Origin of the sequence: Leeuwenhoekiella marinoflava DSM 3653 (assembly GCF_900129005.1) — a bacterium.
Lineage (GTDB): Bacteria > Bacteroidota > Bacteroidia > Flavobacteriales > Flavobacteriaceae > Leeuwenhoekiella > Leeuwenhoekiella marinoflava.
On sequence record NZ_FQUN01000021.1, the window covers coordinates 1 to 25,942 of the forward strand.

General features: G+C 36.4%; 23 protein-coding genes, 1 rRNA gene and 2 pseudogenes. 4 read left to right on the forward strand and 22 right to left on the reverse strand.

Annotation, left to right across the window (positions count from 1 at the left end; translation table 11 throughout):
• Positions 1-188, reverse strand: a 16S ribosomal RNA gene (locus BUB91_RS17110); the annotation flags it as partial.
• 947 nt (positions 189-1,135) lie between these two features.
• Here BUB91_RS17110 and BUB91_RS17120 point away from each other — a divergent pair.
• A pseudogene (locus tag BUB91_RS17120) lies at positions 1,136-1,426 on the forward strand (transposase); the annotation flags it as partial.
• Positions 1,427-1,618: 192 nt separating this feature from the next.
• Here BUB91_RS17120 and BUB91_RS17125 read toward each other — a convergent pair.
• The 3 genes from BUB91_RS17125 to BUB91_RS17135 all read right to left on the reverse strand — a co-directional run bounded on the left by BUB91_RS17125 (position 1,619) and on the right by BUB91_RS17135 (position 4,633).
• Positions 1,619-2,788, reverse strand: a complete 1,170-nt coding sequence (locus BUB91_RS17125) for a HEPN/Toprim-associated domain-containing protein (protein ID WP_073100503.1) — start codon at positions 2,786-2,788, stop codon at positions 1,619-1,621.
• Positions 2,789-3,626: 838 nt separating this feature from the next.
• Positions 3,627-3,824: a hypothetical protein gene (locus BUB91_RS17130; RefSeq protein WP_073100504.1), complete on the reverse strand. Its 198-nt coding sequence runs from the start codon at positions 3,822-3,824 to the stop codon at positions 3,627-3,629.
• A 401-nt stretch (positions 3,825-4,225) separates the two neighbouring features.
• The gene (locus BUB91_RS17135; RefSeq protein WP_073100505.1) at positions 4,226-4,633 is read right to left on the reverse strand and encodes a helix-turn-helix domain-containing protein; all 408 of its coding nucleotides are present in this window, start codon (positions 4,631-4,633) and stop codon (positions 4,226-4,228) included.
• A 225-nt stretch (positions 4,634-4,858) separates the two neighbouring features.
• Between BUB91_RS17135 and BUB91_RS17140 the strand changes: the two genes are divergently transcribed.
• Positions 4,859-6,079: a HEPN domain-containing protein gene (locus tag BUB91_RS17140; RefSeq protein WP_073100506.1), complete on the forward strand. Its 1,221-nt coding sequence runs from the start codon at positions 4,859-4,861 to the stop codon at positions 6,077-6,079.
• A gap of 815 nt (positions 6,080-6,894) precedes the next feature.
• Here BUB91_RS17140 and BUB91_RS17145 read toward each other — a convergent pair.
• Positions 6,895-7,182 carry a DUF6922 domain-containing protein gene (locus BUB91_RS17145; protein ID WP_073100514.1) on the reverse strand — a complete coding sequence of 96 codons (288 nt, stop codon included), beginning with the start codon at positions 7,180-7,182 and terminating at the stop codon, positions 6,895-6,897.
• A gap of 221 nt (positions 7,183-7,403) precedes the next feature.
• On the opposite strand from BUB91_RS17145, the gene BUB91_RS17150 reads away from it, so the two are divergent.
• Both BUB91_RS17150 and BUB91_RS17160 read left to right on the forward strand, forming a co-directional pair.
• Positions 7,404-7,559, forward strand: a complete 156-nt coding sequence (locus tag BUB91_RS17150) for a transposase (RefSeq protein ID WP_073100507.1) — start codon at positions 7,404-7,406, stop codon at positions 7,557-7,559.
• A gap of 394 nt (positions 7,560-7,953) precedes the next feature.
• Positions 7,954-9,168 (forward strand): site-specific integrase, encoded by a 1,215-nt coding sequence (locus tag BUB91_RS17160; protein WP_008610802.1) that lies wholly within the window; start codon positions 7,954-7,956, stop codon positions 9,166-9,168.
• Between the two features lie 112 nt (positions 9,169-9,280).
• Here the strand turns inward: BUB91_RS17160 and BUB91_RS17165 are convergent, their stop codons facing one another.
• The 17 genes and pseudogenes from BUB91_RS17165 to BUB91_RS17250 form a co-directional block, all read right to left on the reverse strand.
• Positions 9,281-10,066 carry a M90 family metallopeptidase gene (locus BUB91_RS17165; RefSeq protein WP_008610801.1) on the reverse strand — a complete coding sequence of 262 codons (786 nt, stop codon included), beginning with the start codon at positions 10,064-10,066 and terminating at the stop codon, positions 9,281-9,283.
• A 14-nt stretch (positions 10,067-10,080) separates the two neighbouring features.
• A complete protein-coding gene (locus BUB91_RS17170; RefSeq protein WP_008610800.1) occupies positions 10,081-10,293 on the reverse strand; it encodes a heavy-metal-associated domain-containing protein in 213 nt (70 codons plus the stop codon).
• A gap of 23 nt (positions 10,294-10,316) precedes the next feature.
• A complete protein-coding gene (locus BUB91_RS17175; RefSeq protein WP_008610799.1) occupies positions 10,317-12,575 on the reverse strand; it encodes a heavy metal translocating P-type ATPase in 2,259 nt (752 codons plus the stop codon).
• A 245-nt stretch (positions 12,576-12,820) separates the two neighbouring features.
• Complete coding sequence (locus tag BUB91_RS17180; RefSeq protein WP_008610798.1) at positions 12,821-13,141, reverse strand: four-helix bundle copper-binding protein; 321 nt, start codon at positions 13,139-13,141, stop codon at positions 12,821-12,823.
• A 142-nt stretch (positions 13,142-13,283) separates the two neighbouring features.
• Positions 13,284-13,848: pseudogene (locus BUB91_RS17185) on the reverse strand (helix-turn-helix domain-containing protein).
• A gap of 256 nt (positions 13,849-14,104) precedes the next feature.
• Positions 14,105-15,889, reverse strand: a complete 1,785-nt coding sequence (locus tag BUB91_RS17195) for an efflux RND transporter periplasmic adaptor subunit (RefSeq protein WP_073100508.1) — start codon at positions 15,887-15,889, stop codon at positions 14,105-14,107.
• Positions 15,890-15,957: 68 nt separating this feature from the next.
• A complete protein-coding gene (locus BUB91_RS17200; protein ID WP_013073618.1) occupies positions 15,958-16,437 on the reverse strand; it encodes a DUF305 domain-containing protein in 480 nt (159 codons plus the stop codon).
• Positions 16,438-16,454: 17 nt separating this feature from the next.
• Positions 16,455-17,168 (reverse strand): PepSY domain-containing protein, encoded by a 714-nt coding sequence (locus BUB91_RS17205; RefSeq protein ID WP_028376590.1) that lies wholly within the window; start codon positions 17,166-17,168, stop codon positions 16,455-16,457.
• A gap of 2 nt (positions 17,169-17,170) precedes the next feature.
• A complete protein-coding gene (locus BUB91_RS17210; protein ID WP_028376591.1) occupies positions 17,171-19,708 on the reverse strand; it encodes a heavy metal translocating P-type ATPase in 2,538 nt (845 codons plus the stop codon).
• A 14-nt stretch (positions 19,709-19,722) separates the two neighbouring features.
• Positions 19,723-21,078, reverse strand: coding sequence for an APC family permease (locus BUB91_RS17215; protein ID WP_013073621.1), 1,356 nt, complete (start codon positions 21,076-21,078; stop codon positions 19,723-19,725).
• A gap of 74 nt (positions 21,079-21,152) precedes the next feature.
• Complete coding sequence (locus tag BUB91_RS17220) at positions 21,153-21,446, reverse strand: hypothetical protein (RefSeq protein ID WP_013073622.1); 294 nt, start codon at positions 21,444-21,446, stop codon at positions 21,153-21,155.
• A gap of 157 nt (positions 21,447-21,603) precedes the next feature.
• On the reverse strand, positions 21,604-22,146 hold the full coding sequence (locus BUB91_RS17225; RefSeq protein WP_013073623.1) for a hypothetical protein: 543 nt from the start codon (positions 22,144-22,146) through the stop codon (positions 21,604-21,606).
• Positions 22,147-22,217: 71 nt separating this feature from the next.
• Entirely contained in the window at positions 22,218-23,336 is a 1,119-nt protein-coding gene (locus tag BUB91_RS17230) for a hypothetical protein (RefSeq protein WP_241652663.1), read from the reverse strand.
• 134 nt (positions 23,337-23,470) lie between these two features.
• Positions 23,471-23,953, reverse strand: coding sequence for a YybH family protein (locus BUB91_RS17235; protein ID WP_013073625.1), 483 nt, complete (start codon positions 23,951-23,953; stop codon positions 23,471-23,473).
• Between the two features lie 18 nt (positions 23,954-23,971).
• Positions 23,972-24,529, reverse strand: coding sequence for a potassium channel family protein (locus BUB91_RS17240; protein ID WP_013073626.1), 558 nt, complete (start codon positions 24,527-24,529; stop codon positions 23,972-23,974).
• Positions 24,530-24,786: 257 nt separating this feature from the next.
• Complete coding sequence (locus BUB91_RS17245; protein WP_013073627.1) at positions 24,787-25,383, reverse strand: DUF4136 domain-containing protein; 597 nt, start codon at positions 25,381-25,383, stop codon at positions 24,787-24,789.
• Between the two features lie 29 nt (positions 25,384-25,412).
• On the reverse strand, positions 25,413-25,940 hold the full coding sequence (locus tag BUB91_RS17250; RefSeq protein ID WP_241077759.1) for a YceI family protein: 528 nt from the start codon (positions 25,938-25,940) through the stop codon (positions 25,413-25,415).
• Positions 25,941-25,942: the final 2 nt, after the last annotated feature.

Genomic DNA, 25,942 nt, shown 5'->3' on the forward strand with positions numbered 1-25,942 from the left:
ATAGACTATGGAGGATTAATCCAAGTTTCCCTGGGCTATACTCCAGTACAAGGCAGATTGCATACGCGTTACGCACCCGTGCGCCACTCGTCAGCAGAAAAGCAAGCTTTTCCCTGTTACCGTTCGACTTGCATGTGTTAGGCCTGCCGCTAGCGTTCATCCTGAGCCAGGATCAAACTCTTCATCGTAGTATCTTATATAATATTCCACGATATAAGGAAATTTAATCACACTCTAAAAGAGTGCTCAAAATGGTCGTTCTAGTTTTAATTCAAATATTATCTATCTCTAAATAATACGCGTTGTCAATTCAATATGTCAAATAACTTTCCCTCTAATTAAAGAAGAAACTTCTTGATAGATGCTAAGGAATCGAACCTTAATTTTAGCACCAAACCACCTCATTTTCAATGTGCGTTGCTCTCCGTGAAAGCGGCTGCAAATATACAACTCTTTTTATTTATCAAACAAATAAAATTTGAAGTTTTTTTTAGCCTCTCTACAAGCAACTTTTCTAAGAACTCACCCGCTTTTCTTGTTAAAAAACCGGAGGGCAAAGATACTACCCTTTTTCTATTACTAACAAGCTTTTCTAAAACTTTATTTTATCTATTTAACAAAGAACGCAAAACCGTTTGCTATACCCGATTTTGGAGGCGCAAATATAGAACCAATAACTAACCCGGCAAGGGATTTTTTGAAGTTTTTTCTTACCCCTTGATTATCCACTCCTTAAGCCTCAAACTATTTTAAAGCATTCTTAAAACCAAGGCTCCGTAACGCTAAAAAACCCACAATACCCGGAGGGAAACAGGTATATTCAACAAAGCAAAATCAGATCGTTAGTAATTGGTAAAAGGATGTTGAGAACACAGGATTTTACCTACAGCACCAAATTATCTTCCCAATTAGATTTACAGACACTATATTGCCGGGGATAAGATCCCGGTTCAAATGCTACAGCAATTGTACAGACATTCCTCTGTTACTACGACTATGATGTATCAATCCTATTTTGCCAGTACCGCAACGGATAAAGCACTAAATAGTGTGGTTGATTTTTAGTTATAGGTATTCAGAGTTTTGAATAAATAACTGTCCTATTTTTCGGTAAGCTTATATACGCACCAGCCGTCTGGGCAAAAGTGCTCAGGAAAAGAAATTTAGTGTGACCTATTACAGAGCAGAATACCAACGCAACATCGCCCAGGTAGAAAGCCCTCAGGGCAGGTATATGAAAGGTAAACGCCAAAGCACGGTAGAACCTGTTTTTGGCACCTTGACTCAGTTTATGGGGTTAAGGAAGGTAAATGCCATTGGATTAAAACAGGCCAATAAGTGTATGCAGCTTGCTGCCATTGCCTACAACGTTAAAAAGTACCTGAAGTTTATTGAAAAACGCACCAAAAGCGGGGCAGCGATGCTCGGCTTGTTTTTAGACCAAAAACAACCTTAAAAGAAGCGTTTAAATCAATTCTAACGCACATAAACTATCAATTCATCAATGGTATAAAACTAGAAAAACCGCTTAATCCCGAGGCTTCATGAGTTTGCAATACGTTAGATCTTATAAGAATTAGAGTCTTGTGCAACGGTTACCATTGTTATGGGCTGGGCTTTATTTGAGTCCATTAAATATTTCATTTAGAAGACAATTCATTTCTAAATAACCTTCTTTGCTTTTACTTTTCAATTTCTTGCGAAATTCATCCTGCACAAATGTTTTTTCAATAATTTCTCCTTGATATTTTTGTTCTTTATCATTGAAGTTTTTCCACCTAACTGGAATTAAACCGTCTTCTTTTGTAAGAATATCACCTCCTAAATACATTTCAATGCCACAAGCTGAACCATTAACATTCATAATCTTATTACCTGTTGGTCCAACTGTAGGGTATTTTTTGGCTAAAGGAATATCTGGAAATTTCAGAACGCGGATATTATCAGTTAAAGTCTTTGTATTCAATTTATTCATTTCCATAATACCAGTTGTATCATTATCAAATAATGCAATGATTGGATGTTTTACATTTGCAGCAGCGAAAGATGTAACAAGTTTTACTAAAGCAGATGCATTACTTTCAATTTTATATTCTTGGAAATCAATGAAATGATAGTAATTCTTTAAATGCGGATATAACTTTTCAATACTTTTTGAAATAAATTCAACATCAGTCTTTCCTTCTGTTAGTACAATAATTTTCTCATAGTTCAAAGCCCTTGCTATATCTTCATCTACCCATCCACTTTCGATTACTCCAGACAAATCATATTCTATAATTGCACTATCAGGTATTACGCTTAGAATTGAATACAAATGACTTTCAAGAGATTGTCCGTGAATTCCAAGGTCTCCTGCAATTAAACTATCTCTTAGATTTGTAAATAACTCGTCATAATGTTTTTCTCTCTCAGAGATTATTGACCTTATCTCATTTAGATACTTGTCATACGAAATACGACTTAAAGGGAAAGAGTAAAATCCTTCTTCTCTGGCTATTTTCTTTGCTTGGCTAAAATCTTTCCTTGATTTTTTTAATGAATTCCCGTAAATCTCAAGTCTGTCCCTACAAATTTTGGCATTCTGAATAAAACCTTTGAATTCATATATTTCTTCGTCTCCTGCATAGGCATCACCCCATACCATTTCATTTCTCGATGAATTTTTCCTATTCTCAACAACAAAGTCCTCTGGTTGAAAAAGTAAATTAACTATCTCTTGAGAATACCAGTTCTTATTATCAAAAACTGAATAATCATCAAATGTCATTGAAGAATATGTTCCCATCTTAGTCAATTCTGTTTATCATAGTTCATCCTTGTCTTGCCCATAACGTCTATTTATATGTAAAGTAAGGAGATTAGACCTTTGTCTTTTCGGGCGTTGTGATTGTTAATTTTTTGAGTGTCTTTTGGGCGAACTCTTACTCCCTTATTTTTATATAATTTGTTGTAAAACGTTTTTCTTGTTAACAGATAATTGACAAACTATTAGCACTTGCGTTAAATAATTGAAATACTGGCAATTTGCTTTCTATTTTTACAACGAGCTCTTTGAAAAACATTTGTTGTGGTTAAATCTCTTGACCTAGACTAAGGGTGTAATTTTAAAAAGTCCACAGATGATAGGAGGTTTTTTAATCATATTAGGGATTGTTCTCAGCTCTCGCCTATTATGTGCAGTTTGTAAGTACTGTTATAAAGCTTACAAGTTAAACAAATGCGGTTGCGACTGCTAATTTTTAACTTACTCAACTAAAGGTTAGTTGTTTAAATTGTTCAATCTTGTAAAGCGATATATTTCTTATATCGTCTAGGTAGAACCATTAACATAAAACTAACAAATTACCAATATTTCAAAAAACTTTAGATTTTTAATTTTCTATATTTGAGAAACTTAAAATCTATTTTATTATGCCCGCAGAAATTAAAATTAATCTACTAGACTTAGACTCTGCAAAAAATAACATTTAAAAAGAATCTATTAAGACAGCAAATAATAATGCTCAAATAATGTATGATTCTTTAACAAATTCTCCAATTTTAGAAACTGATCCTAATGATGGAAGGTTGGCTATCATAGTAATATCAGCACATCTAAGTGGCACACCTGTATTAGAGAGAAACTACATAGTTAAATAGATTCTGTCAAACTCCTCTTTAACTTTACTTTTATAGTATTCTGCATTTCCACTTGATTTATAAAGTCCGTTAAGTGCAATTAAAGTATTAAGCTGTTTTTGCGATTCTTCAAAGTATTTTGAGTCTGTAGAAAAGAAATCTTTAAGCTCCTTTTCTATATCTTCTTCTGTTGTTGTTTCCATCTTTTTAGTTTTTTTAATGTTTTACAACTTGTTATATCAACACTAAATATATCGATATAGCAGCCAACATTTTATTGTCGTGCCCCTAAAAATAGTCTATAGCATTAGAAATATTTTACAGAATCCCGTAATCTCCTAAAGATGTATAGTTAATTCAGGATTTAGGAGCCAGAATGAATAGCAATACTCGAATTAAGACCTTAATTATAGAGAAAAAAAGACGCAAAATCAAGCCTCAGGCAGGGCAACTCCCAGTCAACCCCTAGGCATCCCCTAGGATAGTGTATGAAGAGTGTATGAAAACGGCTTTTGAAAAGGCCAAATTTAAGATTTTCTTAACAAGTCGGGAGGCCGCTCTTTTTTTAATGCAAGTAATCGTTAAAATTAACGTTTAAAAAAACCTAGTTCTTTTTAAGCAGTTCTTCTAAATAGGTCACTTTATCTTTCTCTGCCTGAAGTAATCTCTCATAGAGTTTTTCCTTTTCCTCGTAGGCTATAATTAGCTTATCTAAAGGATTAAAGGTGCAACCATAATTCACGGCCGAAGAATTATCAACATGATAGGTGTTCCCTATTATATTTAAGATAGCTTCCTCAGAAAAATTTTCAATTCCTTCCTTAGTTACGCCAAGTACTTTTGCAACCTCTTCCAGCTTTACATCGTCCAGAGTTTCACTTTGTTCGATATGCGAGACACTCTGCTGGCTGATTCCCAATTCGTGGGCCAGAGCTTCCTGTTTCATCCCACGCAATTCGCGAATGCGAGCGATCTTTCTTCCGATGTGGTTGGGCTTGGTTGTAGTGGTCATAATCCTGGAGTTTATGAAGTGTGCATGGTTTTAAATCGTAGACAAGGTAAAACTTTATCTTCAGTTTTATAAATACTTGCGGTATTTTTCAGTGCTATACATTTAAAAAGGTTTATCCTCCTAGTCTCTTGGTAACTTACCAATCTCGATGGGTCATTTACTATTACGCTTGGTTCGGCACCGGCGGTACTGGCAGTAACTTCCTGTACGTTAAAAACATCGGTTATGACCACTTATTTGAATATTCCGCAGGATTTTCAGCACAAAGAACGCTTAGCACAGGTGCTGCACAGCATTTTAAATGCAATTGCATTGGATTCCTTTTATTTATCCAAATTACAGCAAGAGAATGATATCAGCTATTATTTTCTTACCGGTTTTATCGACCTGAATATAGACCCGATTCCCAATGAAGTATTAACTCTGGTTTCAAAAATGCAGCAGGACTATCCGCAATTCAAAATTCGGCTATACACCGAAGAACAGGCTCAAACCGAATTAGAGCGTGGAAGCTTATATTTTATTGAACACTGCAGCCTTGGGGATTGTGTATATGCCAACCCTGAAGGGGAGAACGTACTTATGTATTCAGAATTACCCTTAGATAATTTAGTAAGATACGCTCAGAGACATTTTAATCGGGAGCAGTTAAAAGTACGGGCCTTTGAGAGCGCTGCAGATGCCTTTGTAAAAGAACAGCATTTGGGCCTGGCGGCTTTTAATTTCCATCAGGCTTTTGAATTGCTATTTCGGTGTATAGAACGCTTGCTTATAGGCAAGAGTAAAATAACCCACAGCATTTGCAGTCATATCAACTACTGTAAAGCCTTTTTCCCTCAGGTGATTCCCTTTTCCAATACTCCCGAGGAAAAAGAAGTGCTGATTCTTTTAGAGCACGCTTATAGTGCCGGGAGGTATGAGGATGAATATCTCATTAATGAGAAGGAACTTGAAATAATAAAAAGCGAACTCGCCTCTTTTCAGACTAAAGTAGAGGATCTGTATACCAAACACCTGCAGTACTGTTTAAAGCGAATCAATGGGGAACCCATTAAAATAGCGAAAAAATCACAAGCGACTACTCCTGAATCTACTTCAGGAGATAAAGCTTATTTAGATAGTAACGAAAAATTAAAAAAGCTGATTGAAGAAAAAATAATCAAACGAAAAGAAGCAACACAAACAGGCTACCGTTTAAACCTGGAACTACAGAGCATAACCGATGTTCTTTTCACCATTAGCGGAATACTAAAAGTTTGTATTCTTGCCTGTAATTATGCTGACGGCCGTTATTCCCGAATCATACCGCAACCCAATGTAAACATACAAACCACATTGGAGCATATTTACGAACTACTCCCTTTTGAAGAAATGGAATGTCTGGAAGAAATTGTAAAAAACCATCCTGATTTCATTAAAAATACTGCTCACAATCAAATGTCTTAAACGAAAACATTTACTTATTTCATCTTGAGCATGTCCTTTTTGCTCAACTGAAATAGAATTATAGATCAAAACGCATACGGGTTTTGGTTGTTTCATTTACTTCCTCCAGAGCAGTCGCTTTACTTTTTTGATAGGCTATCGTTTCGGGATTTTAAATTAGAAGAGGGCTATAAATAGGGAGGCGCAGCCGACCGGTTTATGCGCCTGACTCATTTAGAATCCTGTATTTTTTCTATCAAAAAAGGTATGCTGTGGGGAGTGCATCAAAAAGAAGATAAATAAAGAAGATAAATCACGAAAGTAATTAATAGGTCATCTAAAGTTAGAATGCCCGGCGAACTCAGGTCAAAAAAGTCCTACCCATTTAATAAGATACTAATTGAATTTTTTGGCCTGTGTTCAAGACTTCTGGACGAACCGCTTTCCACGAAACTCAGTGCAGGGGAATGTGGTGAGGACTACCTGAATTATCCTTCTTTTTACACCTATCTAAATGGGATTTGTCGCAAAAACCGGCTTGTTTACAGGGCTTAAAAGCGCATTTGTCGCAAATCTAAATCTACTAGCCGCAAAGACTATCTGCTTAAACGCTATCTATCAGTCATTTGTAATTAAAAATGTGTGCCGTAACATCGCGCAGCGTTTTACCCTCTTGCTTCTCCCCCTTAGTTCATTGGAGAACAAATCAACATCAATAAATTTCCGGTGATTATAACGATAGGACAGATTGGTTCCGCCTCCCAATGAAAACTTCGATAGGCTTGGTAAATTTTGTAATTCTTTAATTAAAGTTATGAGCTCTTGAGAAACGGAACTCATATAGCGTAACGATAAAAAGGCTCAACGTTATACGCTTCAGCAATCATAACGCATGTTTTATTACTAATACGCTCTTTAGTATTTCTTAAACAAGTAAGTATTTCTTGTTTAGAATATAAACGTTCTAGTTTTGCAATGTCTTCTTGAAAAGTGTCTTTAGTAGTTGCATACAAAGCTCTTGGAATTATAATATCCTTATCTCTCTTGAGAGATAGTTTAGAATAATCCATATCCCAAAACAAATGCTTTGGAAAAATCTTCATTATGCCTTTTCTTGCTTTCAAAACGCGTTTGTAAACTACCTCAGAGCAAGCCCGTGAGGCATTAGTTGGAAACAAATTTTCAATTTCGAGGCAAGCCTCGGAGTATTAAACCATTTGGCGGTGCTAATAAAATTTATTGCTTAGCAATAGTTTTACAACTATACAATATACTAAAGACTTTCATATTAAACACCCTTAATATTCAGCTATAGAGGTTTTTATGTAAGACTGATTTTTTTACTTTGAATTACCGCTCTGTACTCAACTATTTTTTAAACAGAAGTACAAACGCTTCAGCAGAATCCTTTAATGCAAAAGTAAAGGCTTTTAGATCACAATTCAGAGGAGTGAGGAATACCGAATACTTCTTATATCGATTGATTAAATTATATTCTTAAAATCGTAAAAACCCAGATTTTGGACTTGATCCGAGATTTGTTGTACCATTGTTGTACCAAAATGAAAAAGCCGACTCGTTAAAGTCGGCTTATCCCTTTGTACAGGCGGGGAGACTCGAACTCCCACACCTTGCGGCACTAGATCCTAAGTCTAGCGTACATTTGCCCAAACAGCACCAAAGCCACTCATTTTCAATTGATTATATAATATGTCATTTTCTTTGATATCATCTAATATCAATTGATTTCAATATTTGTTGTACCTATGTTGTACCCAGAGAAACTAATAAATTTGTATCTTTAGGAAAACTTCTTGGTAAACTAAACATTCAAAATTGAATGTTGTACCTATGTTGTACCTGATTTGGCTTTCGTACGCAAAACTAGGTCAATTATGTCATCAAACGCTAAAATAGTTCTTCGCAAAAAGCCTAATAAAGAAGGCTTGTATCCTCTTGCCATACGTATTACAAAAAATCGTCGCTCAACATACCAATATATAGGTCACTACATTGAATTGGAAGATTGGGATGAAAAGAATATTCGGGTTAAGAAATCACACATAAATTTCAAAACCTTGAACAATTTGTTATCCTTGAAACTTTCTGAATTAAACAATGCTCTTATTACGCTTCAATCCGAACAAAAAGATGCTTCTGCCAATCAAATTAAGAAGGAAATATATTCCTCCGGTATCAATGCTACATTCTTTGAATTAGCACAAGAACATCTTGACGATTTAGAAAGTACAGAAAAGCTAAATCGTTTATCTACTGATAAAGCGTGGTTGAGCTTTATTATAAAATATCACAATTCGAAACAATTGTCTTTTCAAGAAATTGATGAACGTTTTCTTAAAAAATTGATGTTAACTTTAAAAGTTAAGTACTCCCTGTCTGAAACCTCAATAATGAACATTTTGGTATTTGTAAGGCTATTATTTAACAGAGCAATTAAATACAAAATTGTAAGCAGAGAATTATATCCCTTCGGTGGCGATAAAATAAAAATCAAATTTCCTGAAACTACCAAAGTCGGACTAAATATTTTAGAGATTCAACAAATTGAAAATTTGATAAATCTCAAACCTTCTGAAATACATACTAGAAATGTTTGGCTTTTTAGTTTCAATTTTGCTGGTATGAGGGTTTCTGATGTTCTACGAACCAAATGGTCAGATATTTATGATAACAGGCTGCATTATAGAATGCATAAAAACGCAAAACTTCTATCATTAAAAATTCCTGAAAAAGTACTAAAGATTTTAGACCAATATAAAGATGATAAAAGAAGTGATGATGATTTTGTTTTCCCTGAATTGAAAAAGGCAGACCCTGAAAATGCGAAAGATTTATATAACAAGAGAAAAACTGCTACAAAGAGGTTTAATGACAATCTAAAATCAATCTCTAAAAAGGCTAAAATAAATAAGAAAATAACGATGCACATAGCACGGCATAGTTTTGGAAATATTGCTGGGGATGCCATTCATCCGTTAATGCTACAGAAATTATATCGCCATAGTGATTTGAAAACCACCTTGAACTATCAAGCCAATTTCATCCATAAAGAGGCAGATGATGCATTGGATAGTGTTATAAACTTTTGAGGAAATAAATAATTGAAGAGCGTATATTTTATTGCTATAAGTAGTTTAGCATATTCAAAATATCCGCTCTTTACGATTTTCAATTACAGATTTAATCTCTCCTAAATAGAAACTAATTTTTAATTGGATTTGCTAATTTTTGATTGAAGCATTTAACTAACATTTTATAAAGTTCTGGATGTTTCTTTTTGAGCAAATCTGGGCGCTCGAAGAAATATTCTGAAGCTACTGCAAAGAATTCTGCTTGGTTTGTACCACCATATTTTCTGATATCAGAATGGTTGTCGTTTATGGCTTCTATTTCCTTATGAATTAAATTCAGCCAAGGTATTGCATATTGATGTTCTAATAATCGCTCTGGAACGCCATCTGTTCTATCATCCAGCTTATCAATAAGGTGTACAAATTCGTGTATGCCTGTATTGCTTTTATCTGTTGTGTTTCTAAAACCGTGATACAATGCTTTTTTAGATAAAATCATTTGTTTCTCAAAACGTCCGTTCCCGACTATCCCACCAATATTGCGCGAGTTACCCTTACTGCTAAATTGCATATCTTCATTAAAATTATCTGGGTATAAGAGGATTCCACTTAAATTAGTGTAATGCCATTCTTTAAAGCCGAAAACAGGAATTACCGCACTTGCTGCAATTAAAATTTTGTCTAATTCTTCCAATTCAAACTGCACGCCATCTATATAAACCTCACTTAAAAACTGCATCATTTTTTGTTGAAAAACAAGTTGCCTGCCTTTTGAAAGATTTTTATAATAAAGAACATTCTCCATTAATAATTTGTGCCAATGCTCTGGAAATGGCTTTACGCTATGCCGTTTCTCTTTTCGATAAAAATGAATAGCAAACAGAAGAATCACAACCAAAATTAAAATATAAACCATATTATAGCGAGGTATTAATCTACACGTTCCGCTTTAAAGCCTACCTTTTGCAAGGTAGCCTTTACATCTTCTTCTGAAGCACCATCGCTTTCTATGGTTAAAATTTTATCAGGATTAGCGGTATCCACTTCCCAACTTTCGACACCTTCTTGCTTGTTTAAAAAAGGGGTCACTTTTGATACACAACCACCACAATTGATATTTGTTTTAAATTTTAAAGTTTTCATTGTATTTGAATTTATAATTAATATTAAAGTTTTACTCCTTTAAGCCTTAAACTATTTAGAACTACAGACACGCTACTGAAAGCCATTGCCATTCCTGCTATCATTGGGTCTAATAAGAACCCATTTACGGGATACAAAACGCCTGCTGCAATTGGAATACCAATGAGATTATAAATGAATGCCCAAAATAGATTCTGACGTATGCCCAACACCGTTCTTTTTGATAATTCCAGCGCTTTTGGGATGGATCGTAAATCTGATGTTATCAAGGTCATTTTTGCTACGTCCATCGCTATATCTGAACCTTTTCCCATTGCAATACTCACATTGGCTTGCGCCAAAGCCTGGGAATCATTAATACCATCGCCAACCATTGCGACTATCTTTCCGTCCGCCTGCAATTTTTCAACAAAAGCTGCCTTGTCCGAAGGCATTACTTCGCCTTGGTAATTTGTTATTCCGACTTGTTTTGCGACAGCAGATGCGGTTTTATTATTATCTCCTGTAAGCATACAAACCTCAATACCTCTTTCCTGAAGCGTTACTATGGCCTTTTCTGAAGTTTCCTTAATCTTGTCTGCAATGGCGAGTATCGCCAGCAATTGTTTTTCATTACCAAAGAATATGACCGTTTTAGCCTGCTCTTCGAGACTTTCTGCTGTTTGCATTAAAGAAGATTCAATTTCAATATTCTTTTCGACCATTAGTTTATGGTTACCCACATAATATTTTGAACCATTCTCTGATTGCGCCTTTACACCTTTTCCTGTAATACTTTCAAAAGAAGCAATTTCAGCTTGTTCAACCTTTTCATCTTTTAAATGGTTGACTACTGCTTCCGCCAAAGGATGTTCCGATTGTGCTTCTATAGCCAAAAGAATTTGCTTGTATTCATTTTGATTTTCAAGGTTATTCTTCCAAATTATATCAGTTACTAAGGGTTTTCCTTCGGTAATTGTACCCGTTTTATCAAGGATAATAGCATTCACTTTATAACCGAGTTCTAAACTTTCGGCATCCTTTATCAAAATATTATTTTCTGCGCCTTTACCAATTCCCACCATAATTGCGGTAGGTGTTGCCAAGCCCAATGCGCAAGGACAAGCGATAACCAACACGGCTACAGAGGTCAACAAAGCTTGTGAAAATGCGTTATCGCCACCAACTGACATCCAGACAATGAATGTAATGATAGAAATGACTAATACGACAGGAACAAATATTCCGGCAATCTTATCAACCAGCTTTTGAACCGGCGCCTTGCTTCCTTGAGCTTCCTGAACCATTTTAATGATTTGTGATAGTAAGGTTTCTCCACCTACTTTTTCGGCAGTAAATTGAAAGCTCCCTTTTTGATTTACCGTGCCTGCGAAGACCTTTTCCCCTTGGGATTTCTGAACGGGAACAGGTTCTCCCGTTATCATACTTTCATCTACATACGAGCTTCCTTTAGAAACTTCGCCATCCACAGGAATCTTTTCTCCGGGACGTACCAAAATGGTCTGACCCACCTGTACCGATGAAATAGGGATTTCCTTCTCTTCCCCATTCTCAATAATTTTAAGGGTTTTAGGCTGAAGACCCATTAGTTTTTTAATGGCCGAAGATGTATTTGATTTTGCTTTTTCTTCCAATAGTTTCCCCAAGGAAATAAAAGTGACAATCACGGTAGCCGCTTCGTAATACACGTGAGGTTCGATACCACGACTCAACCAAAATTTAGGAAAAAAAGTATTGAACACACTAAACAGAAAAGCGATTCCGGTGCTTAAAGCTACCAATGTATCCATATTGGCTTTTCCGTGTTTGGCCTGCTTGAAGGCATTGATGAAAAAGCTGCGCCCAAACCAAAAGAGTATAGGAAAAGTCAATACCAAAGAAATCCATTTGCCTGGTTCCCATTGCATATAGAACATTCCCAAAACAAAAATGGGTAGTGTAAGGATAGCCGACCAGATGATACGTTTTTTTATGTCCTGATAATGCTTTTGCTGAAGTTCTTGTTGTACTTCCGAAGGGTCTTCTGCATCTATTATAATATCATAACCGACCTCACGAAGCGCGTTTTGAAGTTGATTTGGACTCAACTCCTTGTCATATTCCACAAGAACAGAACTATTAGCGAAATTGACGCTGGCATCAAACACTCCTTCTGTGTGTTTTAATACAGATTCAACACTCGCTGTACAAGAGGCACAGGTCATTCCCGTAACAGGAAATGATTCCTTTACTCCTTTTTTAGTATTCTTTTCTTTGGTTTCAAATATGTTGATTGTCTCCATAATCGCATTCTTATTGATGCATTACAAATTTCAGAATTTAAAGTCTTTAATATGTTACGTTATATGCTGAATGATTTGTAGAATTACCTTGGTAAAGGTCGCCAGTTTGAAAACTTATCAAGTTTCCGATACGAAGAAGATAACTCATACCTGATTTTAACAAAACAAAAGACCACAATGTTGGTTGTGGCCTTTCGGAATTTGAGGTGAAAAAACCTCTTAATGCTTAACAAAAGTGAGATGTATTATTTTAAATATTCCTCACAAGCTTCCTCACATTTTCTACAGGCATCTGCACATTCTTGACAATGTTTGTGATCGTGCTTGGCACATACATCAGCGCATTTTTTACAGATATCACGGCATTGCTCTACCATACCTCTTACATCCTTATAATTTGACGCAAGTAAATTTGCAGTTGCACTACAGATTTCAGCACAAGCCCTATCAGTTCTTATACAATCTACCATCATCTTGATGTTGTCTTCGCCAAGACAGGCATCTGCACAGTAATTACAATGTGCTACACAATTGTTTAAAGCTTCGATTAATTTTGAATTTTTCATAAATATTTTAGAATTTAAATTGTTAAAATAGTCCACTACTATAGCGGATATTACTAAAGACAATTTAATGTAGGTAATATCCTTTTCTGTTATAAAATATGCCGAATGATTTGTGAAATTTACGGATTAACAGAATTTAACATCATATTTCATCCAAAGATTTGCGATTCTGATTTGTGCTTTTTTTAAACTGTGTAGGTGTCATTCCTGTAACCTTTTTAAACTGATTGCTTAAATACGCGACACTACTATAATGAAGTTTAAAAGCTATCTCACTCAAGTTTAATTCGTCATAAACTATAAGTTCTTTAACACGTTCAATTTTCTGGTTTATGATGTACTGCTCGAACGTATACTTTCTACCGACGAAAAAAGTGAACTTAAATATTTGTAGTCCAAGTTAAGTTCGCCTGTAACAATATCTGCCCATTTAAAATCGAGCTCCTCGGAAGAATGATGGATTTTATCTACAACCAATGTTTTCATTTGTTCAATAAGTTGATTTTTACGGTCCTCTATCAAACTAAAACCTGAATTTTGAAGCGCTTTGGAAAGACCATTTTTGGTCTGGACATTTAATAATCGAACTAATTAAACCTCCCCCAATTTTATAGAAACATACAGTATTCAAGTTGTTCCAAAATATTAGATACCGCCGAGATGCATCTTGGGCAGACCATATTTTTAATATGGATAATCTCATTCATATAGTACTTGTTTCAAAATAATGTTAATCCAGATTTGTATAGAGAATAATAAACAGCAGCTATTGCAGCAACTACAAAAATCAATACTATCACGACTAAAGCTATAATTTTATCTTTTTTTGAAATACCACTTTTCGGCTGCTGCTGCTTTACTCTTTTATTCTTTCTTCTATTTCTTCTGCTTTCACCCATCCTCGTTCTCCTTCAAAAAATCAAGATGACTAATTTAAACTACCCAATTAAGTATAGTTTTAAACTATTGTACGGTTTCTGTTACTTCCCCACATTTCAACATTGCTTGTCCGTAATAGGGATTTTGTATCTTTTTTTCTGTGCTCAACCAATATGCGCCTTCATTATTATTTGCCATTGGACAAAAATCTATGTAAATTTCTTGGTTGATGCCAAACGCTTTCATTGCATTTATGAGGTGTGCTGAAAGACTGATAAAATGATTTCTCTGGGTTTTAATATCGGATGTCTGGGCAATTTCATTTGAGGAAGCCTTCAATTCTTTTTCAAGTTGCGCCCAGTGGTTATTCGCATTTTTATCCTTTAGCAAAGCAAGGTCAACTTGTGTTAAACTTTTCTGTAAGGTCTGTGAGGCCGTTTTTGCTTTTTCACTTTGGTCGTTTGTCAATGCTGTTTTAAGCATAATATAATCATCAAAAACTGTTTTGAGCTGCTCTTGGAATTTGGAAGCTACATCCATACGCTTGGCGGCGTCAACTGTGTTGTTTAAATTTTCCATTCCCAAATGCCCTTCGTGACCTGTCATTGTTTTACCACCTGATGCATTCATCATAGATTTTTTTCCTTGTAACTGTGCAGCGGCATCTACGGTAAATGTTCCGTTGGTTACCACTTCATCGCCGTTAGAAAGCCCTTCGATAATGGTATAGTTCTCACCATTTTTCGTTCCCAAAGTCACTTCTTGCATTTCAAAAACGGGTTCATTGGGATTGGTCTTTACGTACACCAATGAGCGCTCGCCTGTCCACATTACTGCCGTTGCAGGTATGCTTATCGCAATTTCCATAGTATTGCCTTTTGTCATTGCCACTTTTGCGGTTACGAACATTCCTGGTTTTAATAGATTTTCCTTATTGTTCAATGTGGCGCGCACTGAAACAGTTCTGGACTTTGTATTCAAAGTAGGGTCGATAAATGAAACTGATGCTTCAAATTCTTTATTGGGATAAGCGTTACTAGTGATTGTTACCTTTTGACCTTCCTTTAGTTGCGAGATTTGTCTTTCGTAGGCGTCAAACATTGCCCAAACAGTACCCAAATCACTTACTTTAACAATGGGCTGGCCTTGTTTTACATAGTCGCCTTCTTCTGCCATTTTTTGGGAAACGGTGCCTGAAACAGTTGCATAAATCGGAAAATTTTCCCGCACCTTGCCAGAACTTTCTATTTGGTCTATTTGGCTTTCAGAAAGTTTCCACAATTTTAATTTGTTTCGAACTGCTTTGTATAAACCTGGTTGTGATTCTTTCAGGTCAGAAGCAGTTAAAAGTTCTTGTTGGGCAGCAACGAGCGTTGGTGCATAAATCGTTGCCAACAACTGTCCTTTTCGTACTTCTTCGCCCGTGAAATTGACATTCAACTTTTCAATACGTCCTTCAAAATAGCTTGCCTGTACCGCATTGGCTTCTTCGTTGGCCATTATTTTTCCGGAAAGTGTTATTTTGTTATCGTCGGTTCCTGAAATATTTCCTACAATTGTAGTTTGGATATTCGCCAGTGCCATTGCATTGTCGCTCATTTTTATTTCGTTCATTGCAAGCCCTTCCGCACCAGTTTCGGCGGGAATTAAATCCATACCGCATATTGGGCAGTCGCCAGGTTCTGGTTGCATAATCTGTGGGTGCATTGAACAGGTCCACATTTGATGTTCTTCGGAGTGGTTAACGTCTTCGCTCAAATCTGTTACTTTCTTGCTGTTTACGGAACCTTCCGCAGAAGGGCCAAAAAAGACATAGCCCAAGACCAATCCTATGGCTAAAATTGCGGTATAAATGATGTATTTTTTCATAGTATATTTTTTTATTTCTTTATAAAACCCAACAGATTTTAAGACCAGTTAGGTTTTGGTAATTATTATTATTCTGCTTGCAAACGCTTTATCATTGCTTTCATTTCTCCAATTTCTTTACGTTGTGCTTTGATAATATCATCAGCCAGTTTGCGCACTTCAGGGTCTTTGATATCGGCTCTTTCACTTGTTAAAATTGCAATTGAGTGATGGGGAATCATTGCTTTCATCCACAGAATATCGCCAATGATTGGGCTTTGTGCCCTAACCAAACCAAGTGCGCCTAAAAATAGCACCAAGCTACCTAATAAAATAGCGATGTTCTTTTTCTTGTTTTGATACATTTTCCGCATAAAAAACCACATTATTACTGCCATTGCTGCAATACCCAAACAACTCATATAGAATCTGGTTAAACTAAAATATACGTGGTCTAACGCATAACTATTTAGATACATCGTGATGTACATTGCAATAAAAGATGCGACAAGCATCAAAATAAATTTTGTGTAATTGCCTTTGTTTGTGTGTTGATTTGAATTTTTCATTGTTTTAGAGTTTTTGGTTATGATTTAATTATTTTCTTTTTTAATTTTCTAATGGTTGGCGAGGAGGTGTACCACAGCAGGAATCCGCTTAACACCGTAATCAATCCCAAGAGCGAAAACGCCCTTAATACAATGGTATTGAAATTGTCGCGCGTGTCATAATCCATTGTGTGGGTCATCCATAAAAAGTCGAACCAACGCCACGCTCGATGCCTTACAGTCTGGAATTTTCCGTCTGTTACCGAAACATAAGCATTAAGAGCTTCATCGGTATCATATGAAATAACATAGGCTGGCAATAGCTTTTCCCGATATTCGTGATAGTCGTCCACTTCGGTTATTTTTTCGATGTTGGCGACTTTCAAACCATCTTTCATATAGTTTTTGGCAACAGACAAGGCCTCTTCTTCCGTAATATTTTTTTTTGCTTTCCCAGTTTTTGCACTGTACAATTTTTGATTGTTTATCCAGTAATAAGGCTCGTTGTTGATGTCCCTAATTTCGATACTTCCAATGCCTTCAGGATTGTTTATTTGTGAAGGACTTATTAAATCATCAAAGGCTTTGGGCACGTAATCTAAATTACAGAATTGGTCACCGTGAATGTCGTCTATGTTTGTCCAACTGAAATACATTCCGCTAATGGTCCAAAACAGGAACTGTACCCCCAAAAAGAGCCCCAAATATCTGTGGGTCTTTCGTATTTTTAGTGCGGTTTTCCTTTTCACCATCTTTAAAGTTTTAACGAACGTAACCGCAAAGCGTTCATAATAACGGAAACTGAACTAAAGCTCATTGCCAAAGCCGCTATCATTGGTGATAATAACAACCCGAAAATAGGGAACAAAACACCTGCTGCGATTGGGATTCCTAAAATGTTATATCCTAAAGCCCAAAATAGGTTTTGCTTGATGTTACGCATTACACCGTCGCTCAATTCCCGTGCCTTGACAATACCGTGCAAATCGCCTTTTACCAAGGTTATCATTGCACTTTCAATGGCAACATCTGTTCCTGTTCCCATTGCGATACCAACATCACTTTTTGCCAAGGCTGGCGCATCATTGATGCCGTCGCCTGCCATTGCTACAACTTTTCCGCTGTTCTGTAATTTTTCTACTTCCTGAAGTTTGTTTTCGGGCAACATTCCTGCTTTAAAATCAGCAAGATTTAATTCTTTTGCGACCGCTTGGGCAGTATCGTGATTGTCGCCAGTAAGCATTATTACTGCGATACCTTTGTCTTGAAGTGCTTTGATCGCTTTGGCGCTGGTCGCCTTTATTTTGTCGCCAATGACAACATATCCCACAACTTTTGAATCGATGGATAGGTATGAAACTGTTTTTCCTTGCTTTTGAAAACTTTGTGCTTCGGTTTCCATTTCCGAAGTTAATTCAGCCTTGGCGTATGCCATCATTTTGGAATTCCCTAAATCCACTTTTTTCCCGTTGATGTTTCCTTCAACACCTTTTCCGGTAACTGCGCTAAACTTTTCAGCGCTCAAAAACTCAACATTCTTTTCTTTACCATATTTTACAGTTGCTTCGGCAAGCGGATGCTCGCTTTTGCTGTTTAGGGAAACGATGTATTGAAGCACTTCTTTTTCTGAAAAATTAGTTCCGAAGGCTCCGACTTTTTCAACCGTTGGTTTGCCTTCTGTTATGGTTCCTGTTTTATCGATAATAAGTGTATCCACCTTGTCCATTTTTTCCAAAGCTTCGGCATTTTTTATGAGCACACCATTTTGTGCGCCCTTACCAACACCGACCATAATGGACATTGGTGTTGCCAAGCCCAAGGCACAGGGACAGGCGATAATCAATACTGCAATTGCATTTACAAAGGCATAAACATAGACGGGTTCCGGACCAAAAATAGCCCAAACCACAAATGTGATAATGGAAATAAGGACAACTATGGGTACAAAATATCCCGAGACGGTATCCGCCAATTTTTGGATTGGTGCACGACTGCGACTGGCATTATTGACCATTTGGATAATTTGGGACAGTAGGGTATCTGCACCCACCTTTTCGGCTTTCATCAAAAAAGATTGGTTGCCGTTGATGGTGCCACTGGTAACTTTGTCATTTGCCGCTTTGTTTACGGGAATAGGTTCGCCTGTAATCATAGATTCATCGACCGTTGTACTACCTTCGGAAATCACGCCATCAACTGGAATTTTTTCGCCTGGTTTCACCCGTAGGATATCGCCCAATTTAATGCTATCAATCGTAACCTCTTCTTCCTTGCCATCTTTGACTAGTATGGCCTTGTTTGGCGCGAGCTTTAGCAATTCCTTTATTGCTGAATTGGTTTTGCCGTGGGCACGTGCTTCCAAAACCTGACCCAAGAGCACCAAGGTCAAAATAATAGTGGATACTTCATAATATACGTGAACGGCACCAGATTCTGTTTTGAACTGTGCCGGGAAAAAATCGGGAAAAAGCATACCGAATACGCTGAATAACCACGCTGCGCCAGCACCAATGCCGATTAGGGTAAACATATTGAGGTTCCAGGTTTTGATGCTTTTATAGGCACGTTCAAAGAACATCCACGTAGCATAAAACACCACAGGAATTGAAAGTGCAAGCTGAATCCAGTTCCAGTTTTTTTGCTTCATTACCGTATATAACGGATTATTCGGAATCATATCGCTCATTGCGATTAAGAAAATAGGTAAGGTAAAGGCGACTGCAATCCAGAATTTCTTGAGTAATTTGTTATAGGTCTTTTCTTCGGCTGAACTATCTGCTTCCATTGGGACTAAGTCCATCCCACAGATTGGGCAGGCTCCAGGTTCATCTTTTACAATTTCCGGGTGCATTGGGCAAGTCCATTGTTCAGAAGTTTTTGCAGATAAATTTTGCTCTTCAACTAAATCCATTCCGCAGACAGGACAGTCTCCAGTTTTTTCATATGTTTTGTCTCCCTCACAATGCATCGGACAGTAAAAAGTGCCAGTTCCTTTACCTTTAGGTTTTTCATTTTTTGCTTTCGTACTTCGACTACGCTCAGCATCAACTCCGGCGGTATCGTTTTGATGATGTCGCTCTCCAGATTTGTGGATAGAATAAGTACCACCTTCTTTTTTAAGGGCATCTTGGAATTTCTCAATAGGAATATGTGATTCCATTTCAATGGTAGCTTCAGCTTTTGCTAAATTCACAGTAGCCTTTGAGACACCTTTCACTTTGGAAAGTGTTCCTTCTACGTGATTTCGACAACCATTGCAGGTCATTCCGTGTATTTTATAGGTGTGTTTCATAGTATCTGTTATTTTTACATTTTCATTTGTTCTTTTTCACTGTTTTCCATTCCCATATTCATATTTCCGTCTTTATCTGTATGCGATTTCATAAAAATAAATTGAGAAAGAAAAATGAGGGCAATACCAATTGCAGCAACTATTAGTACAAATGGGTCGTTTACATATTTTAAATAGATAAATGCTGCCAAAATAACAACATCCAACAGTATGGCAATTATTGGAATAATCGGGTTGAATTTTACTTCCTTTTTCAAATATTTAAAAAGTCCCCAATGAATAGCAATGTCCATTATCAAATAGAAAATAGCACCAATGGAAGCTATGCGAGTTAAATCGAACAAAACAGTCAAAAGTATCGCTAAAGAAACAGTAAAAATCAGCGAAGGATTTTTAAGTTGCTTCATTCTGTTCATATCAGGAACTTGTTTCATATTGCTTAACATACCCAACATTCGCGAGGCAGAATATACGCTGGCAATTACACCGGAAACTGTTGCAACAATGGCTAGTAAAATAGTTAGCGTTGAACCCCATTCGCCAAATAGAGGTTTTGCTGCTGCTGCGAGAGCATAATCTTTTGCTATTATAATTTCTTCAATACTCAATCCGCCAGCAACCGATAATGCCAAAACAACATAGATAACCGTACAAACGATTATTGATATAATTATGGAACGCCCTACATTTTTATGAGGATTTTTTATATCGCCACCTTGATTGGTAATGGTCGTAAATCCTTTGTATGCAAGGATAGACAAGGCCAATGCGGCAATAAATCCAAAACCTTCAGGCAGGGATTGGCCATTGGCAGCACTATAAGTACCTGTGATTGTGGGTAAACCAGAAATAACCAATCCTGATATAGCAAGAACTGCAATACCCACTACTTTAATAATTGCAGTAATGGTAGCGGTAGTCTCAATAATCTTGTTACCCGAAATATTGATGATATATGCAGCAACAATAAGCAATACACCCAATGCAGATGCATAACCTTCATATCCTTGCGGAAACAGTCGTAACGCATACGCCCCAAAAGTACCTGCCACTAAACTTTCTGAGACAACCATTGATACATACATCAGCAAAGAAAATGAACCAGCAAGTGTACCTGGTAAATAGGCCTTTGTCAAAAATTTAGCAACACCTCCAGAAGAAGGATAGGCGTTTGAAAATTTAACATACGAATAGGAGCTAAAGCCTACTACAACTGCGCCTGCGATAAAAGCAATAGGAAATAAATCGCCGACTAATTCGGCTATCTGCCCCATTAAAACAAAAATACCTGCACCAATCATTACGCCTGTACCTAAAGATACAGAGCCTAATAATGAGAGCTTTTGGGTATTTATTTTTAATGGTTTCATCTCGAAATTTCTATTTAATCTGATTACAATATTGGTTGCGGGTCACTTTTTATATGTTATATATATGTTTCAAATTACCTTAATTTTTTTCGGATTGCCTCAGAAATATTTTCAGAGTAAACCCCATAAGCATCCACCAATAAGCCTTTTATTCCATTTTTGGAAGAAATGGCATATAGTACACTATTGTCATCTGTGCTACTCATTCCTTCAAAACGATGCATCTCGTCCACCTCAAAATCTTCTGGATGGAATTTCAACTTTAGAGCATTACATTCCAGATGTTTCTCTTTCAAATTGAAATCAACAGTGTAGCCTTTAGCCTGTAAATGAGCCATAGTTTCAGAAAGTGTATCGTAGCTTTTCATATTATAATAGTGCCCGACTTGGGAAGGAGTTTTAACTAATCAACAATGAAAAATTTTCCATTCCCTTCCCACATCAGGACTTATTTTATGTTCTCTTGGCCTGTTTTAAATATCATAAATACTCTTATCATTCTTTTTGAATATAGAAAACACATAGTTATTCCAATTTCAGCACCAATTGTGCAAATTGCACATTTATTGTTTTATCCAAACCTTGCATTAAAGAATCTAACCCCGTATCTGAAACCAAAACCTGTCCCGTTGCACTTATCAGACAAGACATATTTATGCCCTGTTCTATATGGGTAATGGTTGCTTTAAACTGTGATTTATAGGTTTCCCCTTGATATAAAACATCAACCAGCCAATTAAAATTGATAGGGTCGTGCCGTTTTGATAAAAAATCAACGGATGGAATAGTACCTGTAAACCGAAGAATTGCAGGTGCTTCCCCTTCTTGTATAATGGCATTTAATTCAGGAAGGTCTGTTACTAAAGTTTTAAGGTCTAGAACACCATTTACTACTTTAGAATTGTAATCAAGATATAGTGCCAGACTATGGCTTTCTGCCTTGATAGTCTTACCGTCCACCAAAGTCATCATCTCAATATGGCCATCATCGGTTCTATATATTTTTTGAGCCGAAACCTCGAAATATGTTATTAAAAGAACTGCGAACATCAATAGTTTAGTTTTCATAATGTTTATTGTTGCTAATTGTTTTCTATATAAAGTAAGTATAACCATAATCCGCAATTGCCAATTTCAAATCAAACTGATTTTGCTATTTTTTCCATAATTGTAAGGTCTGTACCAAATTTGCAAATCGCATCGCAATGCATCCTCAATTCAGAAAACAAAATATACTTTATATGCATCTTGGAATTTTTGATTACAGGTCGATTCAATTGATGTATGACGTCTTTTTCACGATGGTTTGGAATGATGATATAAAAAACCTCATCGCCATCGGAAATGCTGAAATATAAATCGGACAGTCTTAAAATTCCTGAATAGATACTGGTGCTTTTTTCAACCTCAAAAGCGGCTACTATATTATTGGTTCCCTTTTCAAACCAAAGCACATCAATGAGTTTAATGGTGGTTTGGGTTTCCTTATCGCAAGGAAGCGCTGGAAATGTTTTCATTGAAATGAACGAAAAACTTTGACCGCCAAAAGATTTACTTTTATCGTTGCTGGCAGGTGTAACGTCAAAACCAAGTGAAATGCCGATTTTCAATAAATGGTATTGCATTTCGTCGTGAAGTTTCTCTTCCTGCTTTTCTTCCTGAATTTCCCTTTGCCGTTTTACGATGTTTTTTTCAAATTTGACCCGTTCGGCCTCACTTAAATATTCGTCGTTACCTATGAGCATTTTTTGGGTGCCAATCTCGAAACACAATCCTGCAATTGCGCCTAAATCGTTTGACAGTTCCGTTTTGTTTTTAGTATTGGTTTCTATCAAGATTTCCCTGATTTTCAGATACTCCGTCCAACTTCCCAATTTCTTTTTATCCTTGAACAGAAAATTAAACCCATTTAGTATGGCCGTATTAAATGGTGGAAACCAAGTGGGATGCAAAAAATATAAAATACTTGCTACCGCTGGGCCGAGGCCTTTTACTTTGAGTGCATCCAACTTTACGATTTCCCTTACGACCTGTTCTTCCGTTTTGGCATTAATACAGTTTTCCAAAAATTGACCAAAAGCTATTTTATTGTCCTGATTTTCATAGATATCAGGAATGCGCAGTTTCGGCTTCCAATAAAAAGGATGCGCCACACCCGCAAAAACTTGCTTTTGCTCTGCAATGCTGCCCAACACAAATTCCAGACTGCTTTCCTTAAAATCGTTTGGGAAGGTTTTGTTTTTAATGTCCTCAATCACCTGCAAAACGCCTCTACGGATGGTTCTAAACGCCTTCAATCTCTGGTCATTGTCAACAAACCAAGTATTGTAAACACTTTCCGAGTCGGTTTTATATTGATGGATTATTTGAGGAAAATTGCTCATTGTTGCTGTTATTTCGTGTTTCTTGAAGAGGTATGTGTTTTGATGATTTTCCATTCGCCACCCATCTTTTTTAGGATAGACGTTGCCACGCCTTTTTTGCGAATCGTTCGTGTTTCACCTTTTTCATTTGGGTTAAGCACTATGGTATAAATGTAGGTTTCAGTAGTAAAAGCATAGGGCGCATCTACTTTGGCATCGATTTCATAATCAGAAAAGGTAAAACTTTTAAATTCGCCTAATTCTGGTCCAAGATGATGCTCAATGTAATGTGCATACGTGCCTTCGACTCCACCGGATTCAAATACTTCAGAATCTTCTGCAAATAAATTGAACGTGCCTTCAGTTGTCAAATTTTGAATGGCATCCTTGTAGGTTTTCATCACAGCAATAACCGCTTCCGTATCCGTCTTTGCTTTTGTTTCCTGTGCGTTGGATAAGCTGAAAGTAGCAATGAGAATTGTTACGAGTGCAATTGTTTTAATTGTTTTCATAATTTTAGTTTTTAAAGGTTATTTATTATCAACGTGTATTCTATTAATATTTGCAATGCCAAAGACAAGTACCAAAAAGCTCAAGAAAATTTCCATCATTACCAGCGTTTTTCCCGCAATTGAAATTGGTACAATATCGCCATATCCAACCGAGGAAAAAGTTATCAAGCTGAAATAGATAAATTCAAAAAATTGCAAGAAGAATGAACCATTGAGCGAAGTACTCTCTTTGAAATTTTCAGAATTCAAAATATATAACGCGTGATAATCAGTCGTGAATGAAAAAACAATCAAAACAATCAACACCGCAAATAAAGTTAGGACGTGCGCAAGCTGATGGCTTTCGCCTATTATTTTAGCCAATTGTATGAACGTAAGCCGAACGATAAAAATGGTCTTGATTAGAGCCAAAGCCACAATTAAAATAGGTCGCCATAGGCCATTATCATCTGCTTGTGCCCAAAATATATAACTCAGTGATATAGCGATAACCGCCGTTGCGGTAAGCAATACTTTTTTAAAGAGCTGTCCATAAAACCCATTGCCGTTTGATATATCATTTATAGTTTCTTTCACTATTGATTTTTTTAATACATTAATATTAGTTATATCATTGCAACACCAATAAATAAGTATTGATGCCTTGAAAGGATAGATGAAACTCTAGTGGCCACTCCATAAAAATATACATCCTGAAAATCCAGTATTTACAATAAGATTTTCTTTCACAAAATTTCTAGTGCCTAACAAGGGGGGACTAAAACCAACCATCAACATTGACCCTTCCCTAATTAGGGCTTTTTTTCTTGATATCTTTTTATATCATTTTAAGCTCAGTTTTTTACAGTATTCCCATATTGATATTTTGCAAATATTTTTGCCACCGCCTCCTTAATTTCCTTTTGCTTGTCGGTGGTATTTGCGTGCAGCACATCTGGCGCAAATCCTTGCCAGACTAATTGACGGCGTTTCATATCTATAAGTTCTATGACAACGCCACCTTCTTTGTGTTCTTGAGATGATTGGTAACCGCCATAATATCCATAACCGTAAGACCCGAAATGACCATAACCGTGACCATAAGAAGGAAAATAAGGGTAGCCACCACCTGTGTTTATATCTCTTGTCTGTACAACGATACGGGAATCTACCAATAAATCAGGATTGCTCTTATTCAAGACGTAGCCTTTATTTTCCATTTGTTCCTGAATGGCGCCTTTTAACCGTTTCTTTATCAATGTGTTGAAAAATAACGGTTCGTTTTCCTTGTCGCTGTCCATTTGAAAATCATCGGACCAGTAAAAGGTTTTGTAGGTTCCAAACTGTGCTTCTTGGTCATAATCGGTAACGATGGCCGAAGAAGTGACCGAACAACTTACTGCGGTAATGCTTATTAAAAGGCAGACTGCCAATTTTATTAATGTTCTCATAATCCATTTATTTAATTCAACAATCTATTTTATTTCTTCGTAAGTATTGCATCCACACTCAAGTCGTGCTTGTCATTAACTTTTATAAATACCAAACTTGGGCGTTCCAAATTATAATCGGTAATCAATAAAGACCAAGAAGCTGTTAATTGAATTGTATCTTCTGAAACAAGTTTCAACTCAATAGGAATGGTTATTTCCCGAGTAACTCCGGCAAGGGTGAAATCTCCCTTTGCGTTGAGCGTTTGTGTCGCTTTTTCTTCAAAATTAAAATCGTCCATAAATTTTCCTTCAAAAACAACATTGGGTTTTTTTTCCGCTTTTACCAGATCATACATATGTCCATCCCGTTTTTCATTATCTGTCTTTATGGATTTTACAGGAACCGAAAAGGTCAACGTGCCGTCCTTAAAACCTATGGTGCCCTGTAAATCATCAGATTTGCCGATATAGGAATTAAGTGGCATTTTTGCCTTAAAGGATGCGGTTCCTTCCTTTACTATATAATTTTGGGCCTTTATAGATACATTGCTTGAAAACAACAGTATTATTAACAAAT

Coding starts and splice junctions, on each gene's coding strand:
- BUB91_RS17130 (WP_073100504.1), bottom strand. CDS start 3,824: ATGGAAACAACAACAGAAGAAGATATAGAAAAGGAGCTTAAAGATTTC.
- BUB91_RS17165 (WP_008610801.1), bottom strand. CDS start 10,066: ATGGTTTATATTTTAATTTTGGTTGTGATTCTTCTGTTTGCTATTCAT.
- BUB91_RS17160 (WP_008610802.1), top strand. CDS start 7,954: ATGTCATCAAACGCTAAAATAGTTCTTCGCAAAAAGCCTAATAAAGAA.
- BUB91_RS17245 (WP_013073627.1), bottom strand. CDS start 25,383: ATGAGAACATTAATAAAATTGGCAGTCTGCCTTTTAATAAGCATTACC.
- BUB91_RS17125 (WP_073100503.1), bottom strand. CDS start 2,788: ATGGGAACATATTCTTCAATGACATTTGATGATTATTCAGTTTTTGAT.
- BUB91_RS17175 (WP_008610799.1), bottom strand. CDS start 12,575: ATGGAGACAATCAACATATTTGAAACCAAAGAAAAGAATACTAAAAAA.
- BUB91_RS17205 (WP_028376590.1), bottom strand. CDS start 17,168: ATGGTGAAAAGGAAAACCGCACTAAAAATACGAAAGACCCACAGATAT.
- BUB91_RS17210 (WP_028376591.1), bottom strand. CDS start 19,708: ATGAAACACACCTATAAAATACACGGAATGACCTGCAATGGTTGTCGA.
- BUB91_RS17200 (WP_013073618.1), bottom strand. CDS start 16,437: ATGAAAAATTCAAATCAACACACAAACAAAGGCAATTACACAAAATTT.
- BUB91_RS17135 (WP_073100505.1), bottom strand. CDS start 4,633: ATGACCACTACAACCAAGCCCAACCACATCGGAAGAAAGATCGCTCGC.
- BUB91_RS17180 (WP_008610798.1), bottom strand. CDS start 13,141: ATGAAAAATTCAAAATTAATCGAAGCTTTAAACAATTGTGTAGCACAT.
- BUB91_RS17215 (WP_013073621.1), bottom strand. CDS start 21,078: ATGAAACCATTAAAAATAAATACCCAAAAGCTCTCATTATTAGGCTCT.
- BUB91_RS17235 (WP_013073625.1), bottom strand. CDS start 23,953: ATGAAAACAATTAAAACAATTGCACTCGTAACAATTCTCATTGCTACT.
- BUB91_RS17140 (WP_073100506.1), top strand. CDS start 4,859: ATGACCACTTATTTGAATATTCCGCAGGATTTTCAGCACAAAGAACGC.
- BUB91_RS17170 (WP_008610800.1), bottom strand. CDS start 10,293: ATGAAAACTTTAAAATTTAAAACAAATATCAATTGTGGTGGTTGTGTA.
- BUB91_RS17225 (WP_013073623.1), bottom strand. CDS start 22,146: ATGAAAACTAAACTATTGATGTTCGCAGTTCTTTTAATAACATATTTC.
- BUB91_RS17220 (WP_013073622.1), bottom strand. CDS start 21,446: ATGAAAAGCTACGATACACTTTCTGAAACTATGGCTCATTTACAGGCT.
- BUB91_RS17195 (WP_073100508.1), bottom strand. CDS start 15,889: ATGAAAAAATACATCATTTATACCGCAATTTTAGCCATAGGATTGGTC.